Genomic DNA, 16,307 nt, shown 5'->3' on the forward strand with positions numbered 1-16,307 from the left:
GCCCCATTCGCGAGCAGGCTCGCTCCCACAGGGGATCGCGTAACCCTTGTGCTCGCGATGGCGTCAGCCGCCTCACCACTGCATCCAAAACCATAACAACAAGAGAGTCTTAAGATGCCCGTACCCGACCCGTTCCGCGAAGGCATGGCCCGTGGCTGGAAAACCTACAACGGCTCGCAACTGAGCCAGGACCTGAGCCTCGAAGCGGATGTGGCGATCATCGGCAGTGGCGCCGGCGGCGGGACCACAGCGGAAATCCTCAGCGCAGCCGGGTACAAAGTGCTGCTGATCGAGGAAGGCCCGCTCAAGACCAGCACCGACTTCAAGCTGCTTGAAGACCAGGCCTACGCCAGCCTCTATCAGGAAGGCATCGGCCGCATGAGCAAGGACGGCGCGATCACTATCCTCCAGGGGCGCGCCGTGGGCGGCACCACACTGATCAACTGGACCTCCAGCTTCCGCACGCCGCAGCCGACCCTTGAACACTGGGCCAAAGAACACAACGTGAAGGGCCACTCATCGACGGAAATGGCGCCGTGGTTCGAGAAAATGGAACAGCGCCTGGGCGTCGCGCCGTGGATGGTCCCGCCCAACGCCAACAACGACGTCATCCGCAAAGGCTGCGAAAAACTCGGGTACAGCTGGCATGTCATCCCGCGTAATGTGCGCGGCTGCTGGAACCTCGGCTACTGCGGCATGGGCTGCCCGACCAACGCCAAACAATCGATGATGGTCACAACCATTCCCGCCACCCTGGAAAAAGGTGGCGAGCTGCTCTATCTGGCCCGTGCCGAAAAACTCGTGATCAGCGGCGATAAAGTCACCGGGCTGCAATGCGTGGCGATGGACGAGCGTTGCGTCGAACCCACAGGGCGCCGCATCACGGTGAAAGCGCGGCATTACGTGCTGGCCGGTGGCGGCATTAACAGCCCGGCGTTGCTGTTGCGTTCCGACGCACCGGATCCGCACAAACGCCTGGGCAAACGCACCTTTCTGCATGTGGTGAACATGTCCGCCGGTTTGTTCGACGAGGTGATCAACCCGTTCTACGGCGCGCCGCAGTCGATCTACTCCGACCATTTCCAATGGCAGGACGGCACCACCGGCAAGATGGCCTACAAACTGGAGGTCCCGCCGCTGCACCCGGCACTGGCGGCGACGCTGCTTGGGGGTTTCGGTCAGGAGAATGCCCAGCACATGGCCAACTTGCCACACACCCACGCCATGCTCGCGTTACTGCGCGACGGCTTTCACCCGGACAGCCCCGGTGGCAGCGTCGAGCTGCGCAGTGACGGCACGCCGGTGCTCGATTATCCGGTTTCGCCTTATGTCTGGGACGGTCTGCGCCGGGCATTCCACAGCATGGCCGAGATTCAGTTCGCCGGTGGCGCCAAGGCCGTCATGCCGATGCACGCCGATGCTCGTTATGTGAAAACCCTGGGCGAAGCGCGCATGTTGATCGATGGCTTGAGCCTGGAGTTGTACCGAACGCGGCTGGGCAGCGCGCATGTCATGGGCGGTTGCGCGATGGGCGAAGATCCGAAAACTGCCGTGACCGACAGCCTCGGCCGGCATCATCAACTGGGCAATCTTTCGATACACGACGGCTCGCTGTTCCCTACCAGCATTGGCGCAAACCCGCAGTTATCGGTCTATGGACTGACGGCGCAACTGGCGACTTCACTGGCCGAACGTTTAAGAAACTCATGAAAACGACGATTATTCCCATCGTCTATAGTGCTTTCTTACCCAACAGGCGACTTTCCCGACCGGGAAGGCTGCGATACCATCCGACTCCCCAACGCACTCCCGCCAGGACGCCGCGATGAACCGAGTGTTGTACCCAGGTACCTTCGACCCTATTACCAAGGGCCATGGCGATCTGGTCGAACGCGCCTCGCGCCTGTTCGATCACGTGATCATTGCCGTCGCCGCCAGCCCGAAGAAAAACCCGTTGTTTCCTCTGGAACAGCGTGTGGAGCTGGCCCGCGAGGTCACCAAACATCTGCCGAACGTTGAAGTCGTCGGCTTTTCGACGCTGTTGGCGCATTTCGCCAAAGAGCAGAATGCCAACGTGTTCCTGCGTGGTCTGCGCGCCGTGTCGGATTTCGAATACGAGTTCCAGCTGGCCAACATGAACCGCCAATTGGCGCCGGATGTGGAAAGCCTGTTTCTTACCCCATCCGAGCGTTATTCGTTCATTTCCTCGACGCTGGTCCGTGAAATTGCGGCCCTGGGCGGCGATATCACCAAGTTCGTGCACCCTGTGGTGGCCGATGCCCTGACCGAACGTTTCAAGAAGTAATCCCGATCTGTAGGAGCCGGCTTGCCGGCGATCAATGCAACGCGGTGCACCTGACACACCGCCTTCGCCAGCAAGCCGGCTCCTGCAGTACGTCGCACCTGCGTGCAACGCAGGCGCCAATGCGGCACAATTACGCGCATTGATTTATTGCGCCCGGGCCTGCCGCCCCGGCTGGAGTTAGCATGTCCCTGATCATCACCGACGATTGCATCAACTGCGACGTCTGCGAACCCGAGTGCCCGAACGCCGCCATTTCCCAAGGCGAAGAGATCTACGTGATCGACCCGAACCTGTGCACGCAATGCGTCGGTCACTACGACGAACCGCAGTGCCAGCAGGTCTGCCCGGTGGATTGCATCCCGCTGGACGAAGCCCATCCGGAGACTGAAGAGCAGTTGATGGAGAAGTACCGGAAGATTACCGGCAAGGCTTGAAAACCTTAAAAGATCGCAGCCTTCGGCAGCTCCTACAGAAATTCACGTTCCATGTAGGAGCTGCCGAAGGCTGCGATCTTTTGATCTTGATTCACTCCCGCCGCTCAAACCCCTCCCCGACACACCCCAGACACCGCACAAACGCCGCCTTAGCCGGATCAGCCACCAACGCCTGCCCCGCATCGCCCACTCCGCCGCCCAACGCCGTAAAAGGCAACGACACCACAAACACCCCGGCTCCAATCACCGTCGCCACGACCAGCAACGGCCGGGCAATCAGCAGGTCGCCAATCATCGCGTAAGCCGGTGGATTCTGGATGGTGTAACGCGGATCGCCGCTGCCACTGTTGGCGACGGCTGACGCGCAGATGCTCAACAGCAATGCGGCGACAAGGGTTCGAAACAGGATCATGGCGCGGTCCTTCGGCTAGACAGTCAGAACACTGACTATAGACCGCAGGCGTTTCAGCTCTGGCAGCGCGGGCAAAAGACGCTGGCGCGCTGCCCGAGTTTCACTTCCCGCAATTGCGTGCCACAGACCTTGCACGGTTCAGCGCCGCGGCCGTACACGAACAATTCCTGCTGGAAATAGCCCGGCTGACCGTCACCACCGATAAAGTCCCGCAGCGTCGTACCGCCGCGCTCGATGGCGGCAGCCAGAATGCGTTTGATCTCGATCGCCAGTTTCAAATAGCGCGCCCGGGAAATGCTCTTGGCTTCCCGGCGCGGATCGATACCCGCGGCGAACAGCGCTTCGGTCGCATAGATGTTGCCGACGCCGACCACCACCGCGTTGTCCATGATGAACGGCTTGACCGCCATCGAACGCCCACGGGACTGCTGGAACAAGCGCTCGCCGTCAAACAGGTCGGTCAGCGGCTCCGGCCCCAGGCGAATCAGCAGTTCATGGTTGAGCGGGTCAAGGCTCCAGAGCATCGCGCCGAACCGTCGCGGGTCGGTGTAGCGCAGGGCCAGGCCCGACTCCAGTTCGATGTCCACGTGCTCATGCTTGGCCGCCGGCATGCCGACTTCCACCAGACGCAAATTCCCCGACATGCCCAAGTGGCTGATCAACGTGCCAACTTCGGCATTGATCAGCAGGTACTTGGCGCGACGCTCCACCAACACGATGCGTTGGCCGGACAACCGGATATCCAGGTCTTCGGGGATCGGCCAGCGCAGACGCCGATCACGCACGATCACCCGGCTGACGCGCTGGCCTTCCAGGTGCGGCGCGATGCCGCGACGGGTGGTTTCGACTTCTGGCAGTTCAGGCATGGCGCTCTCGAATCAGGCACTCGTATAAGAAGAAGGTCCGAGACTCAGCGGTGCGTGCCGAGGTCGCGGATCGTCTGTTTGAGCGTCTCGAAATCGTAATCCGAGAGGCCGACGTAATCGAGCACCAGATGCGCGATGCTGTTCCACTCGTGGTCCTCGGTCTGGTTGCCCAACACCCGGTAGGACGCACAAATGTGCTCGGCCATTTTCAGGATTGCCAACAGGTTCTTCAACGAGCTGTTGCGCGACGACTCATCGCTGAAAATCGCCAGGGCGTTGTGGTGATTGGCGATTGCCGCGGACACATGATCCGGCAGGCGCCAGGACTTGGCCGTGTAATAACCGACCACCGCGTGGTTGGTATTAAACGCCTGGTTCTCCGTATCCACTACCCGGCATTCAGCGCTGGCACTGGCGTAAGCCTGCTCCAAAACGGTCATGTAGTTGGGGAAGCGCTGCAACATCAGCGGCACGCCACAGTCGTGGAACAGGCCCAGCGCGTAAGCCTCGTCGCCATTCTGCACACCGATGCGCTTGGCCAGCGTCAGGCAGGTCATCGCCACATCCTGGGCGGTGTCCCAGAAACGGTTCAAGGTGACGATGGTGTCGTCGTTCATCTCGCCCTTGATCGATTGCGCGTTGATCAGGTTGATGATCGACCGGCTGCCGAGCAAATTCACTGCGCGCTGGATCGAAGCGATCTTGTTGCTCAGCCCGTAATAGGGCGAATTGACGATTTTCAACAACGAGCCTGAGAGACCTGGATCCTGGGAGATCAGCTTCGCGATCACCTCCAGATCCGGGTCGGGCATGTACTGCTCCATCTGCAGATCCACCATGATCTGCGGTTGGGCCGGCACACTGATGCCTTGCAGGGATTGCTGGATTTGTTCGGGAGTCAGCTCTTGGGACATAAGTACACACTCTGGGCCAGGCACCGATTCTAGCTTTTATAAATTGGATCCGACACCTTGAGCCGCTGTCGCGCCCAAAGTTTTATCCAGTACCTTCGAGCTGAAAACACTCTCTGTGGCGAGGGAGCTTGCTCCCGCTCGCCTGCGAAGCAGGCGCACCTACTGATGATTGTGACGGCTTCGCCACCCAGCGGGAGCAAGCTCCCTCGCCGCATGTCCACTCGCCGGCCAATCCTTGAGCGCAACACGCTATACTCCCGCTCTTTTTTCCGGAGCGACGTCATGTCCCTGCCTAGCCTGCGCCTCAAAGCCAACGCCGACCGTCGCCTGCGCAACGGCCACTTGTGGGTCTACAGCAACGAAATCGACGTGGCCGCCACCCCGTTGCACGGCTTCAAGGCCGGCGATCAGGCGATCCTCGAAGCCGCTGGCGGCAAGCCACTGGGCATCGTTGCCATGAGCCCGAACAACCTGATTTGCGCCCGTTTGCTGTCGCGCGACATCAAGTTGCCGTTGGACAAGTCGCTGCTGGTGCATCGTTTGAACGTCGCCCTGTCGCTGCGTGATCGCCTGTTCGACAAGCCGTTCTATCGCCTGGTCTACGGCGATTCCGACCTGCTGCCAGGTCTGGTGGTCGACCGTTTCGGCGACATCCTGGTGGTGCAGATCGCCTCGGCGACCATGGAAGCTCATAAAGACGACGTGATTGCGGCGCTGACCCAAGTGCTCAAGCCAAGCGGCATTCTGTTCAAGAATGACTCCGCTGCCCGTGATGCCGAAGGCCTCAATCGCTACGTCGAAACCGTGTTCGGCCTGGTGCCGGAGTGGGTTGCGCTGGAAGAGAACGGCGTGAAATTCGAAGCCCCGGTCATCCAGGGCCAGAAAACCGGCTGGTTCTACGACCACCGCATGAACCGCGCCCGCCTGGCCCCGTATGCCAAGGGCAAACGGGTATTGGACCTGTACAGCTACATCGGTGGCTGGGGCGTGCAGGCTGCGGCGTTCGGCGCCAGCGAAGTGTTCTGTGTCGACGCATCGGCCTTCGCCCTCGACGGCGTCGAGCGCAACGCCGCGCTGAACGGCTTCGCCGACAAAATGACCTGCATCGAAGGCGACGTCTTCGAAGCCCTGAAAGAGCTGAAAGCCAGCGAAGAACGTTTCGACGTGATCGTCGCCGACCCACCGGCGTTCATCAAACGCAAAAAAGACATGAAGAACGGCGAAGGTGCCTATCGCCGCCTGAACGAGCAAGCCATGCGCCTGCTCAGCAAGGACGGCATCCTGGTCAGCGCTTCGTGCTCGATGCACCTGCCGGAAGACGATCTGCAGAACATCCTGCTGACCAGCGCCCGTCACCTGGACCGCAACATCCAGATGCTTGAGCGCGGCGGTCAAGGCCCGGATCACCCGGTGCACCCGGCCATCGCCGAAACCCGCTACATCAAGAGCATCACCTGCCGGTTGCTGCCTAACAGCTAACCCCTACCCCCTGTAGGAGCGAGCCTGCTCGCGATAAAACGCAAAGACACCGCGGACAACCAGATACACCGCGTAATCGTTGACGTTTTTCGCGAGCAGGCTCGCTCCTACAAAGGTTTCAGAAATCGCCCACGCTCGCCTGCATTGACTTGCCTTTCCATCAAATCAATCCTCGTTCATACCTCACGGAACGAGTGCGCTGATCGATGTCCCATGCCGAAAGCAGCCAAGAAAAGCCGTTAATCGTCCTGTTACTGATGACCATGACACTGCTGAGTGTCTTCCCGTTGGACGTGGTTCTTCCTTCCTTTCCCGACCTGTCGGACTTCTTTCAAATCCCGCCGCCCGACGTGGCCCTGTCTGTCAGCCTGTTCGCCGTCAGCCTGGCATTTTCCGTGATGCTGGTTGGGCCGCTGTCGGACATGTGGGGCCGCAAGAAGCTGTTGCTGGGAGGTATGGCCCTCGCGGTGATTGGCGCGATTGGGTGTGCAGTGTCCAGCGAGTACAGCTGGTTTCTAGGGTTTCGTGTGATCCAGGCAATCGGTTGCGGGGCCTTTTCGCTGTCACACGCGCTGGTGCAGGATCTGTTCACAGGTCATGCAAGGCAGCGACTCAGGATCTGGATGGTGACCGCGAGTGGCGTATTCATTTCAATTTCGCCGCTGCTGGGGACCTGGCTGCAATTGCAGTTGGGCTGGCAGGGCAGCTTTTATGTGTTTGTCACCCTCGCTGTTCTAGTCTGGTTAAGCGCCTGCCGGCTGCTCAAGGAGTCCTCGTCTATCCGCACAGCATCCCGTGGGGGATTTTTCCGCGCTTACTGGCATGTCTGCTCAGATGTTCGCTTTATGAGTTACTGGCTGATTTCCGCCCTCGCCTTCGCCTGTCATTTTTCGTTCATCGTCACATCACCCATTATTTTCATGGAACATCTGGCCCTTTCACCCTACGAATACGCCTGGGCGTTGTTGCTGTACGGCGTTGCGTATGTAGGCGGCGGCGCAATAGCCAACGTCCTGCATCAGCGTCTGCAGGCCAACACTCAGATAATTGTTGGCCTGGGGTTGATCGCGGTTTCGGGTGCGGTGATGCTGTGGCTGACCCGCCACTTCGGTCTCTCTGCCGCGACGGTGCTGATGTCCATGCTGATTTGTACGATCGGCACCACGATTACCCGACCCATCGTCAACTCCAAGGCCATGAGCATTCATCCGGAATATGCCGGGACCTCGACCTCGGTCGGCGGTGTGCTGATGTTCCTTAGCGGTGGCGTGATCAGCACGGTGATCAACCGGGTACCTGAGGACCTGATTACCGCTCTGGCCATTGGCTTCCTGACATTGAGCGTCGCAGGCCTTGGACTGAATGCAATGATCAACCAACGGAATAAACAGGCACTCGATATCGGCTGACACCTGCCAGTCGTCATCCCGCACGCTCCGTCAACACGGGATCAACGCTTCCCGGCATTCCCTCCAGCCGCCAGCCGTGTAGAATCGCGAGATTCATCGCCAGTCATCCCCCGGCGGGTTTATGAGCTCAAGCTGAAGCGCGCGGCGATCCCGCAAAGTTATCGGCAACTTCCGGACACACGGCCATTTCTGAGTGTTCCAGACGTCAATAGAAGCTCACTTCCCTTTTGATACCTGATTAGCCGCCCGGAGTGCTTCATGCCTGATTACCGCTCGAAAACATCCACCCACGGCCGCAACATGGCCGGTGCCCGCGCACTGTGGCGCGCCACGGGGATGAAAGATGACGACTTCAAAAAGCCGATCATCGCCATTGCCAACTCCTTCACCCAGTTCGTACCGGGCCACGTCCACCTCAAGGACCTGGGCCAACTGGTCGCCCGCGAAATCGAACGCGCCGGCGGTGTGGCAAAAGAATTCAACACCATCGCTGTCGACGACGGCATCGCCATGGGCCACGACGGCATGCTGTATTCGCTGCCGAGCCGCGAGATCATCGCCGACTCCGTCGAGTACATGGTCAACGCCCACTGCGCCGACGCCATCGTCTGCATCTCCAACTGCGACAAGATCACCCCGGGCATGCTGATGGCGTCCCTGCGCCTGAACATTCCAGTGATCTTCGTCTCCGGCGGCCCGATGGAAGCCGGCAAGACCAAACTCGCTTCCCACGGCCTCGACCTGGTCGACGCCATGGTGATCGCCGCCGACTCCAGCGCTTCTGACGAGAAAGTCGCCGAGTACGAGCGTAGCGCCTGCCCGACTTGCGGTTCGTGCTCCGGCATGTTCACCGCCAACTCGATGAACTGCCTGGTCGAAGCACTGGGCCTGGCATTGCCGGGCAATGGTTCGACCCTGGCCACCCACAGTGACCGCGAGCAGCTGTTCCTGCAGGCCGGCCGCACCATCGTCGAGCTGTGCAAGCGTTACTACGGCGAGAACGATGAGTCGGTGTTGCCGCGCAACATCGCCAACTTCCAGGCCTTCGAAAACGCCATGACCCTGGACATCGCCATGGGCGGTTCCACCAACACCATCCTGCACTTGCTGGCCGCAGCCCAGGAAGCCGAGATCGATTTCGACCTGCGCGACATCGACCGTCTGTCCCGGCACGTGCCGCAACTGTGCAAGGTCGCGCCGAACATTCAGAAGTACCACATGGAAGACGTGCACCGTGCCGGCGGGATCTTCAGCATCCTCGGCTCGCTGGCCCGTGGCGGCTTGCTGCACACCCAGCTGCCGACCGTGCACAGCCGCAGCATGGAAGAAGCCATCGCCAAGTGGGACATCACCCAGACCAACGACGAAGCGGTGCACCACTTCTTCAAGGCCGGCCCTGCGGGCATCCCGACCCAGACCGCGTTCAGCCAGTCGACCCGCTGGGAAACCCTGGACGACGACCGTGAAAACGGCTGCATCCGCAGTGTCGAACACGCTTACTCGCAAGAAGGCGGCCTGGCCGTGCTGTACGGAAACATCGCCCTCGATGGCTGCGTGGTGAAAACCGCGGGCGTCGACGAGTCGATCCACGTGTTCGAAGGCAACGCGAAGATCTTCGAAAGCCAGGACAGCGCCGTGCGCGGCATCCTCGCCGATGAAGTGAAGGAAGGCGACATCGTCATCATTCGCTACGAAGGCCCGAAAGGCGGCCCGGGCATGCAGGAAATGCTCTACCCGACGTCCTACCTGAAATCCAAAGGCCTGGGCAAAGCCTGTGCCCTGCTCACCGATGGCCGTTTCTCCGGCGGTACTTCGGGTCTGTCCATCGGCCACGCTTCGCCTGAAGCGGCCGCTGGCGGTGCGATCGGTCTGGTGCAGGACGGCGACAAAGTGCTGATCGACATTCCGAACCGTTCGATCAACCTGTTGGTCAGCGACGAAGAACTGGCCGCGCGCCGCGTCGAGCAGGACAAGAAAGGCTGGAAACCGGTTGAAGTGCGTCCACGTAAAGTGACCACTGCCCTGAAGGCCTACGCCCTGCTGGCGACCAGCGCCGACAAAGGTGCTGTGCGTAACAAGGCGATGCTCGACGGGCTGTAAGGCTTAACCGTCGAACAAAAAAATACCCCGCCAAGTGCGGGGTATTTTGTTTCCACAGATCCCCTGTTGGAGCTGCCGCAGGCTGCGATCTTTTGATCTTGTTTCTTGAAATCAAAGTCAAAAGATCGCAGCCTGCGGCAGCTCCTACAGGGGATTGTGTCGTCGCACGATTGTAGGAGCCGGCTTGCTGGCGATGCAGGCACCTCGGTGTTACTGAATCTCTTGCGGTGTGACGATCACCCAGTTCTTGTCCGCCGTCACCGGCAACCCTTCCTTGGCCTGCGCCGCAGCGTGCTTGGCCATCATGCCCTGGATCTGGGTCATGTACTTGTCCTTGCGGTTGACCCACAAATGGATGCCGCCCTTGGCCACGTCGACATCGTGGAACAGCATGTAGCCGTCGCTGGTTGGCGTATCACCGCCCACCAGCACCGGTTTTTTCCACTCATCGATGTAGGTCAGGATCGCCGCGTGCTTGCCGGCCATCCAGGTCGCCGGGGTCCACAGGTACGGGGTCAGTTCGAGGCCGAGGTTGGCCTTCTCGTCATACTTGCCGGCAGTGATTTGCTTGCGTGCGGTGGTCAGCTCGCCAGTCTGTTGGTCCTTGAGCAGCAGCGACACGCCGATCACGTTCTGCGGTTTGACGTTGTAGCCGTACTTCGGATCGGCCGCGACCATGCGCACCAGTTCTTCGGAGGCGGCGGTCATCACGTAGACCTCGATGCCGTTTTCCATCAGCTTGTTGTACAGCTCTTGCTGGCCGGTGAAGATTTTCGGCGGGTTGACGTCCAGCTTCTTGACCACATCGCCTTCGTAATACGTGGCAGGCACCGGTTTGCCGGACGCCATCAACTCGTCGACATAGCCCTTGAGTTCCTGGAGCGTGAAGCCGGAGAACACTTGGGCCACCCATGGATAACACACCATGTCGTCGACTTCACACAGGCGGTAGTAATAGCTGAACAGGCTTTCCTTGTGGTCGGCGGTGTCCTTGAACGGCATCAGCTTCAGGGAGGGGTCGAGTTTGTCACGGGTGATCAGGCCCTTGTTCTCCATGAAGGGCAGCAACGACTCTTCGAGGTCGTAGCGGTAACTGGTGTTGTCCATGTCGAACACCGCGTAGTTACCCTTGTTGGCGTTGGCCGCGATCATCGCGTCCAGCGCCTTGGCCTGATCGGCTGGCCAATGTTTCAAATCCGTAGCAAATACCTGCCCGGCGAGGCCAAGACAAATCGCAGCAGCCAAAAATTTCGGTGCGAACCTCATTGGCATATCTCCCTGAATGAAAGACATCGACGCTAACAAATTAGTGTGACAGTCCTCGTCTGTCAGCGACCGCCAGCGTGCCTTTCGCGCCAGCTGCATCCCCCACAGCGACATTGGCTTATTCCAAAAACGACAGTCACCAGACGTTTTTGATATTAATTCATTGGAAATCAAGCTGTTAGGCTTGCCGGTTCGCAGCTGCCCCGGAAGGTGGCTGGCACAAGTCACTTTCGGAGTCCTTATGAATCTGCCGCTGATTCTCAATCTGCTGGTATTCCTCGCTCTACTTTTTGGTCTCGCACAAACCCGCCACACCACCTGGAGCCTGGCGAAAAAAGTCCTGCTCGCTTTGGTGCTGGGCGTGGCGTTCGGTGTGGCGCTGCACACTGTCTACGGTGCCGGCAACCCGGCGCTGAAAGCCTCGATCGGCTGGTTCGATCTGGTGGGCAACGGTTACGTGCAATTGCTGCAAATGATTGTGATCCCGCTGGTGTTCGCCTCGATCCTCAGCGCCGTGGCTCGTCTGCACAACGCCTCGTCGCTGGGCAAGATCAGTTTCCTGACCATCGGCACGCTGCTGTTCACCACCGCCATCGCGGCGCTGATCGGCATCGGCCTGACCAACCTGTTCGGCCTGACCGCCGAAGGCCTGGTCGCCGGCACCCAGGAAATGGCGCGCCTGCAAACCATCCAGACCGATTACGCCGGCAAGGTCGCCGACCTCAATGTGCCGCAGCTGCTGCTGTCGTTCATCCCGCAAAATCCGTTCGCCGACCTGGCGCGGGCCAAACCGACGTCGATCATCAGCGTGGTGATCTTCGCTGCGTTCCTCGGTGTCGCGGCGCTGCAACTGCTGAAGGATGACGCGGAAAAAGGTCAGAAAGTGATCAACGCCATCGACACTCTGCAAGCCCTGGTGATGCGCCTGGTGCGTCTGGTGATGAAGCTGACGCCCTACGGCGTGCTGGCGCTGATGACCAAAGTGGTCGCCGGTTCCAACCTGCAGGACATCATCAAGCTCGGCAGTTTTGTCGTGGTTTCCTACATCGGCCTGGGGCTGATGTTTGTAGTCCATGGCCTGTTGGTGTCGGCGGCCGGGATCAATCCGCTGCGTTTCTTCCGCAAGATCTGGCCGGTGCTGACGTTTGCGTTCACCAGCCGTTCAAGCGCCGCGACGATCCCGTTGAGCATCGAAGCGCAGACCAGCCGTTTGGGCATTCCGCAGTCCATCGCCAGTTTCGCCGCTTCGTTCGGCGCGACGATTGGCCAGAACGGCTGTGCCGGTCTGTACCCGGCGATGTTGGCGGTGATGGTTGCGCCGACCGTGGGCATCAACCCGCTGGATCCGCTGTGGATCGCGACGCTGGTGGCGATTGTCACGCTGAGTTCGGCCGGTGTCGGTGGTGGCGCGACGTTTGCTGCGTTGATCGTGTTGCCGGCGATGGGCTTGCCGGTGTCACTGGTGGCGTTGTTGATTTCGGTTGAGCCGCTGATTGATATGGGGCGCACGGCGTTGAACGTGAGTGGTTCGATCAGCGCGGGGGCGATTACCAGTCAGCTGATGCAACAGACGGATAAAGAGCTGCTGGATGCGGATGAGCATTCGGCGTTGGCTCACGCTTGATCGGCGCCTGATAGACCGCTATCGCTGGCAAGCCAGCTCCCACAAGGATCATGGTGTTCACACAATTTGTGTTTCACCTCGACACGGTGGGAGCTGGCTTGCCAGCGATGCTTTTTAAGCCTTTTCCCAGACTTCGAAGTTGTACGCCGGCTTATCCCCTTCCGCCGGATTTTCGATGTTCGACACCAATTTCCATTGGCCCACATCAAACTCCGGAAACCACGCATCCCCTTCCGGGCTCAACGCCACGCGGGTCAGGTACAAACGATCCGCCTGGGCCATCCCTTGCGCATACAACTGCGCGCCGCCAATCAGCATCAGCTCATCGACGCCTTGTTCCTTCGCCCATTCCTCGGCGCGTACCACCGCGGCTTCCAGCGACGGATAAACCTCTGCGCCTTCGAGCACCAGGTCCGCCTGACGGCTGACCACGATGTTCAAGCGCCCCGGCAGCGGGCGACCGAGGGAATCCCAGGTCTTGCGCCCCATGATGATCGGCTTGCCGAGCGTGGTGGCCTTGAAGTATTTGAAGTCCCCCGGCAAGTGCCAGGGCATGCTGTTGTCGACGCCGATCACACGGTTTTCACCGAGGGCTGCGATCAGGCTGAGGGGGAGTGATTTAGTCATGTTGGCGAGGATACCAGAGCCTCGCTTTCGCGGATAAGCGCCGCAACGGTTATGCTCACAGCTCATTTGAGCGACGGGATGCCGCGTGACTGAACTGAATAACCTATGGCTGACAGAAACCATCCGCCTGCGCGAAGAACACGCAGGTCCCCTGGAGGATCTGGAAGCCAACCGACTGGCCCGCAGCGCAGGCGGCGATTTGCCGTCGCGCATTCAACGCCGCGCCCTGTGGCTGGCGGACCGCGATGGCCTGAGCGATGCGCTCAAACACTGGCTGCAAGGCGCACGACTGGCGCTGATCGTCATGGCGGTGCTGGCCGTGGTCAGCGGCGCCGGCCTGGCGTTTGCCGCACTCGGCGACGGCCAAACACCGGTGAACGTGTTCTGGGCCTTGGGCAGCCTGCTCGGGCTGAACCTGATTCTGCTGCTCAGCTGGGCCGTGGGCCTGGTGTTTGCCGGCGAACACGGTGCAACACTGGGACGCTTGTGGCTGTGGCTCAGCGAGAAACTCGCCCGCGACGCCAAAGCCGCGCAATTGGCGCCGGCGCTACTGCTGTTGTTGCAGCGTCAGAAACTCAATCGCTGGGCCATCGGCGTGCTGGTCAACGGCTTGTGGCTGCTGGCGATGCTCAGTGCGCTGGTGATGTTGCTGACGTTGATGGCGACCCGGCGCTACGGTTTCGTCTGGGAAACCACCATTCTCGGCGCCGATACTTTTATCGCCCTGACCCAAGCCCTCGGCGCGTTGCCTGCCATGCTCGGTTTCAGCATTCCAACCGTGGAGATGATCCGCGCCAGTGGCGATTCAGCGCTAAACATCGAAAGCGCTCGCCAGGCCTGGGCGGCGTGGCTGGTGGGCGTGTTGCTGGTCTACGGAGTTTTGCCGCGCCTGCTGTTGGCGCTGTTTTGTCTGTGGCGCTGGAAATCCGGGCAAGCTGCGTTGCATCTGGACTTGAACCTGCCCGGTTACGCGCAACTGCGCGAACGGTTGATGCCCACCAGCGAACGTCTGGGGATCAGTGATGCGGCGCCTGAGCAACTTCATCGGGTCGAAAGTGGCGTCAGCGAACAGCAAAGCGACGGTGCTCTGTTGGTCGCCATCGAACTGGACGACGACCGCCCGTGGCCGCCGCAATTGCCGAACAACGTGAGCAACGCGGGCGTTCTCGACAGCCGCGAATCGCGGCACAAACTCCTCGAACAGTTGAGCCGTTTTCCACCCGCGCGACTGGCGATTGCCTGCGATCCACGGCGCTCGCCGGATCGCGGCAGTCTGGCCTTGATTGCCGAACTGGCTCGCAGCGCCAGCGCCACCCGCGTCTGGCTGCTGCAAGCGCCGCCCGGTGAAGCGCTGGACGCCGACCGCCTCGGCGATTGGCATGCGGCGCTGCGACAGCTTGAGTTGCCGTTCGCCGATTGCGCGCCGTTGAATTGGCTGGAGACGGGTCATGACTAAGCCGTTGAAACTTGCTGTCGTCGGCCACACCAACGTCGGCAAAACCTCGTTGCTGCGTACCCTGACCCGCGATGTCGGATTCGGCGAAGTGTCCCATCGCCCCAGCACCACGCGGCACGTCGAAGGCGCACGCCTGTCGGTGGACGGCGAACCGCTGCTCGATCTCTACGACACGCCGGGCCTGGAAGACGCCATCGCCCTGCTCGATTATCTCGAACGCCTGGAACGGCCCGGCGAAAGACTGGACGGCCCGGCGCGACTGGCCCGCTTCCTCGATGGCAGCGAAGCGCGGCAGCGTTTCGAACAGGAAGCCAAAGTCTTGCGCCAGCTATTGGCTTCGGACGCCGGTCTCTATGTGATCGATGCCCGGGAGCCGGTGCTGGCCAAGTATCGCGATGAGCTGGAAGTGCTCGCCAGTTGCGGCAAACCGCTGCTGCCGGTGCTGAATTTCGTCAGCAGCGCCAACCACCGCGAACCGGCCTGGCGTGAAGCGCTGGCGCGGCTGGGTTTGCATGCTCTGGTGCGTTTCGACAGCGTCGCGCCCCCGGAAGATGGTGAGCGTCGACTCTATGAAAGCCTCGCCCTGCTGCTGGAAACCGCGCGGCCGCAACTGGAACGTTTGATCGCCGATCAGCAAGCCCAACGCCTGGCGCGTGAACAAAGTGCCGCGCGGCTGATTGCCGAATTATTGATCGATTGCGCAGCCTGTCGACGCAGCGTGGTCAGCGAAGCCGAGCAGGAACAGCAAGCCATCAGCGAACTGCGCAAAGCGGTGCGCCAACGGGAACAGCGCTGCGTCGAGTCCCTGCTCAAGCTTTACGCGTTCCGCCCGCAGGATGCTGCCGCCAGCGATCTGCCGCTGCTTGATGGCCGCTGGGGCGATGACCTGTTCAACCCCGAAACCCTAAAACAATTGGGCGTGCGAGTCGGTGGCGGCATCGCTGCCGGGGCCGCCGCCGGAGCCGGAGTCGATCTGCTGGTCGGCGGCATCACCCTCGGCGCCGCCGCACTGGCGGGTGCCATCGCCGGCGGTGCCCTGCAAACCGCCCGCAGTTATGGCAGCCGCTTGCTCGGCAAGCTCAAGGGCCAGCGCGAGCTGACCGTCGATGACAACGTGCTGCGACTGTTGGCCCTGCGGCAACGGCAACTGTTGCAAGCGCTCAATGCTCGCGGGCACGCGGCGATGGACAGCATTCAGGTGGCCACGCCCCAGGACAAGACCTGGCGCGAAGGCAAGTTGCCCGAGGCCCTGAACAAGGCCCGGGCGTATCCGCAGTGGTCGTCGCTCAACCCGCATCCGAAGCTGAATCAGGCGGAGCGGCAGGAGCAGATCGAGGTTCTGGCGCAGCAGTTGTAGAGGTCGGACTGTTTGTATTGTCTGGACTGGCCCCATCGCGAGCAGGCTCACTCCCACA

14 protein-coding genes are annotated in these 16,307 nt (G+C 60.8%); 9 read left to right on the forward strand and 5 right to left on the reverse strand.

Annotation, left to right across the window (positions count from 1 at the left end; translation table 11 throughout):
* The first annotated feature begins 114 nt into the window (after positions 1 to 114).
* The 3 genes from NL64_RS07845 (at position 115) to NL64_RS07855 (ending at position 2,739) form a co-directional block, all read left to right on the forward strand.
* Positions 115 to 1,710 carry a GMC family oxidoreductase gene (locus NL64_RS07845; protein WP_034147574.1) on the forward strand — a complete coding sequence of 532 codons (1,596 nt, stop codon included), beginning with the start codon at positions 115 to 117 and terminating at the stop codon, positions 1,708 to 1,710.
* A 115-nt stretch (positions 1,711 to 1,825) separates the two neighbouring features.
* Positions 1,826 to 2,305, forward strand: a complete 480-nt coding sequence (coaD, locus tag NL64_RS07850) for a pantetheine-phosphate adenylyltransferase (RefSeq protein ID WP_007939322.1) — start codon at positions 1,826 to 1,828, stop codon at positions 2,303 to 2,305.
* A 182-nt stretch (positions 2,306 to 2,487) separates the two neighbouring features.
* The gene (locus NL64_RS07855) at positions 2,488 to 2,739 is read left to right on the forward strand and encodes a YfhL family 4Fe-4S dicluster ferredoxin (RefSeq protein WP_003195146.1); all 252 of its coding nucleotides are present in this window, start codon (positions 2,488 to 2,490) and stop codon (positions 2,737 to 2,739) included.
* Between the two features lie 91 nt (positions 2,740 to 2,830).
* On the opposite strand, the gene NL64_RS07860 is transcribed toward NL64_RS07855, so the two are convergent.
* The 3 genes from NL64_RS07860 to NL64_RS07870 are packed head-to-tail and all read right to left on the reverse strand — an operon-like array spanning position 2,831 to position 4,877.
* A complete protein-coding gene (locus NL64_RS07860) occupies positions 2,831 to 3,151 on the reverse strand; it encodes a hypothetical protein (RefSeq protein ID WP_034147575.1) in 321 nt (106 codons plus the stop codon).
* Positions 3,152 to 3,204: 53 nt separating this feature from the next.
* Positions 3,205 to 4,017 carry a bifunctional DNA-formamidopyrimidine glycosylase/DNA-(apurinic or apyrimidinic site) lyase gene (gene mutM / locus NL64_RS07865; protein WP_034147576.1) on the reverse strand — a complete coding sequence of 271 codons (813 nt, stop codon included), beginning with the start codon at positions 4,015 to 4,017 and terminating at the stop codon, positions 3,205 to 3,207.
* Positions 4,018 to 4,061: 44 nt separating this feature from the next.
* Positions 4,062 to 4,877, reverse strand: coding sequence for an HDOD domain-containing protein (locus NL64_RS07870; RefSeq protein ID WP_172668652.1), 816 nt, complete (start codon positions 4,875 to 4,877; stop codon positions 4,062 to 4,064).
* Between the two features lie 336 nt (positions 4,878 to 5,213).
* Here NL64_RS07870 and NL64_RS07875 point away from each other — a divergent pair, with 336 nt between their 5' ends.
* From NL64_RS07875 to ilvD, 3 genes are all read left to right on the forward strand, one after another.
* Positions 5,214 to 6,410: a class I SAM-dependent rRNA methyltransferase gene (locus NL64_RS07875; RefSeq protein WP_034147578.1), complete on the forward strand. Its 1,197-nt coding sequence runs from the start codon at positions 5,214 to 5,216 to the stop codon at positions 6,408 to 6,410.
* Between the two features lie 206 nt (positions 6,411 to 6,616).
* The gene (locus NL64_RS07880) at positions 6,617 to 7,819 is read left to right on the forward strand and encodes an MFS transporter (protein WP_034147579.1); all 1,203 of its coding nucleotides are present in this window, start codon (positions 6,617 to 6,619) and stop codon (positions 7,817 to 7,819) included.
* 258 nt (positions 7,820 to 8,077) lie between these two features.
* Positions 8,078 to 9,919 (forward strand): dihydroxy-acid dehydratase, encoded by a 1,842-nt coding sequence (gene ilvD / locus NL64_RS07885; protein ID WP_008048311.1) that lies wholly within the window; start codon positions 8,078 to 8,080, stop codon positions 9,917 to 9,919.
* Between the two features lie 210 nt (positions 9,920 to 10,129).
* Here the strand turns inward: ilvD and NL64_RS07890 are convergent, their stop codons facing one another.
* On the reverse strand, positions 10,130 to 11,185 hold the full coding sequence (locus tag NL64_RS07890; protein ID WP_034147580.1) for a phosphorylcholine phosphatase: 1,056 nt from the start codon (positions 11,183 to 11,185) through the stop codon (positions 10,130 to 10,132).
* Between the two features lie 241 nt (positions 11,186 to 11,426).
* On the opposite strand from NL64_RS07890, the gene NL64_RS07895 reads away from it, so the two are divergent.
* Positions 11,427 to 12,809, forward strand: a complete 1,383-nt coding sequence (locus NL64_RS07895) for an L-cystine transporter (RefSeq protein WP_034147581.1) — start codon at positions 11,427 to 11,429, stop codon at positions 12,807 to 12,809.
* Between the two features lie 114 nt (positions 12,810 to 12,923).
* Here NL64_RS07895 and NL64_RS07900 read toward each other — a convergent pair whose 3' ends face one another.
* Entirely contained in the window at positions 12,924 to 13,436 is a 513-nt protein-coding gene (locus tag NL64_RS07900) for a dihydrofolate reductase (RefSeq protein WP_034147582.1), read from the reverse strand.
* A gap of 85 nt (positions 13,437 to 13,521) precedes the next feature.
* Between NL64_RS07900 and NL64_RS07905 the strand changes: the two genes are divergently transcribed.
* Complete coding sequence (locus tag NL64_RS07905; protein WP_034147583.1) at positions 13,522 to 14,892, forward strand: DUF2868 domain-containing protein; 1,371 nt, start codon at positions 13,522 to 13,524, stop codon at positions 14,890 to 14,892.
* The gene (locus tag NL64_RS07910; protein WP_034147584.1) at positions 14,885 to 16,249 is read left to right on the forward strand and encodes a GTPase/DUF3482 domain-containing protein; all 1,365 of its coding nucleotides are present in this window, start codon (positions 14,885 to 14,887) and stop codon (positions 16,247 to 16,249) included. The genes NL64_RS07905 and NL64_RS07910 overlap by 8 nt, the downstream gene beginning before the upstream one ends.
* Positions 16,250 to 16,307: the final 58 nt, after the last annotated feature.

This window comes from Pseudomonas fluorescens, assembly GCF_000802965.1.
GTDB classification, from domain to species: domain Bacteria; phylum Pseudomonadota; class Gammaproteobacteria; order Pseudomonadales; family Pseudomonadaceae; genus Aquipseudomonas; species Aquipseudomonas fluorescens_A.

Bases quoted from the DNA above. Each gene is read 5' to 3' on its own strand.
- NL64_RS07910 (WP_034147584.1), top strand. From the start codon at position 14,885: ATGACTAAGCCGTTGAAACTTGCTGTCGTCGGCCACACCAACGTCGGC.
- NL64_RS07860 (WP_034147575.1), bottom strand. From the start codon at position 3,151: ATGATCCTGTTTCGAACCCTTGTCGCCGCATTGCTGTTGAGCATCTGC.
- NL64_RS07895 (WP_034147581.1), top strand. From the start codon at position 11,427: ATGAATCTGCCGCTGATTCTCAATCTGCTGGTATTCCTCGCTCTACTT.
- NL64_RS07900 (WP_034147582.1), bottom strand. From the start codon at position 13,436: ATGACTAAATCACTCCCCCTCAGCCTGATCGCAGCCCTCGGTGAAAAC.
- NL64_RS07875 (WP_034147578.1), top strand. From the start codon at position 5,214: ATGTCCCTGCCTAGCCTGCGCCTCAAAGCCAACGCCGACCGTCGCCTG.
- NL64_RS07855 (WP_003195146.1), top strand. From the start codon at position 2,488: ATGTCCCTGATCATCACCGACGATTGCATCAACTGCGACGTCTGCGAA.
- mutM (WP_034147576.1), bottom strand. From the start codon at position 4,017: ATGCCTGAACTGCCAGAAGTCGAAACCACCCGTCGCGGCATCGCGCCG.
- coaD (WP_007939322.1), top strand. From the start codon at position 1,826: ATGAACCGAGTGTTGTACCCAGGTACCTTCGACCCTATTACCAAGGGC.
- ilvD (WP_008048311.1), top strand. From the start codon at position 8,078: ATGCCTGATTACCGCTCGAAAACATCCACCCACGGCCGCAACATGGCC.
- NL64_RS07880 (WP_034147579.1), top strand. From the start codon at position 6,617: ATGTCCCATGCCGAAAGCAGCCAAGAAAAGCCGTTAATCGTCCTGTTA.
- NL64_RS07890 (WP_034147580.1), bottom strand. From the start codon at position 11,185: ATGAGGTTCGCACCGAAATTTTTGGCTGCTGCGATTTGTCTTGGCCTC.
- NL64_RS07845 (WP_034147574.1), top strand. From the start codon at position 115: ATGCCCGTACCCGACCCGTTCCGCGAAGGCATGGCCCGTGGCTGGAAA.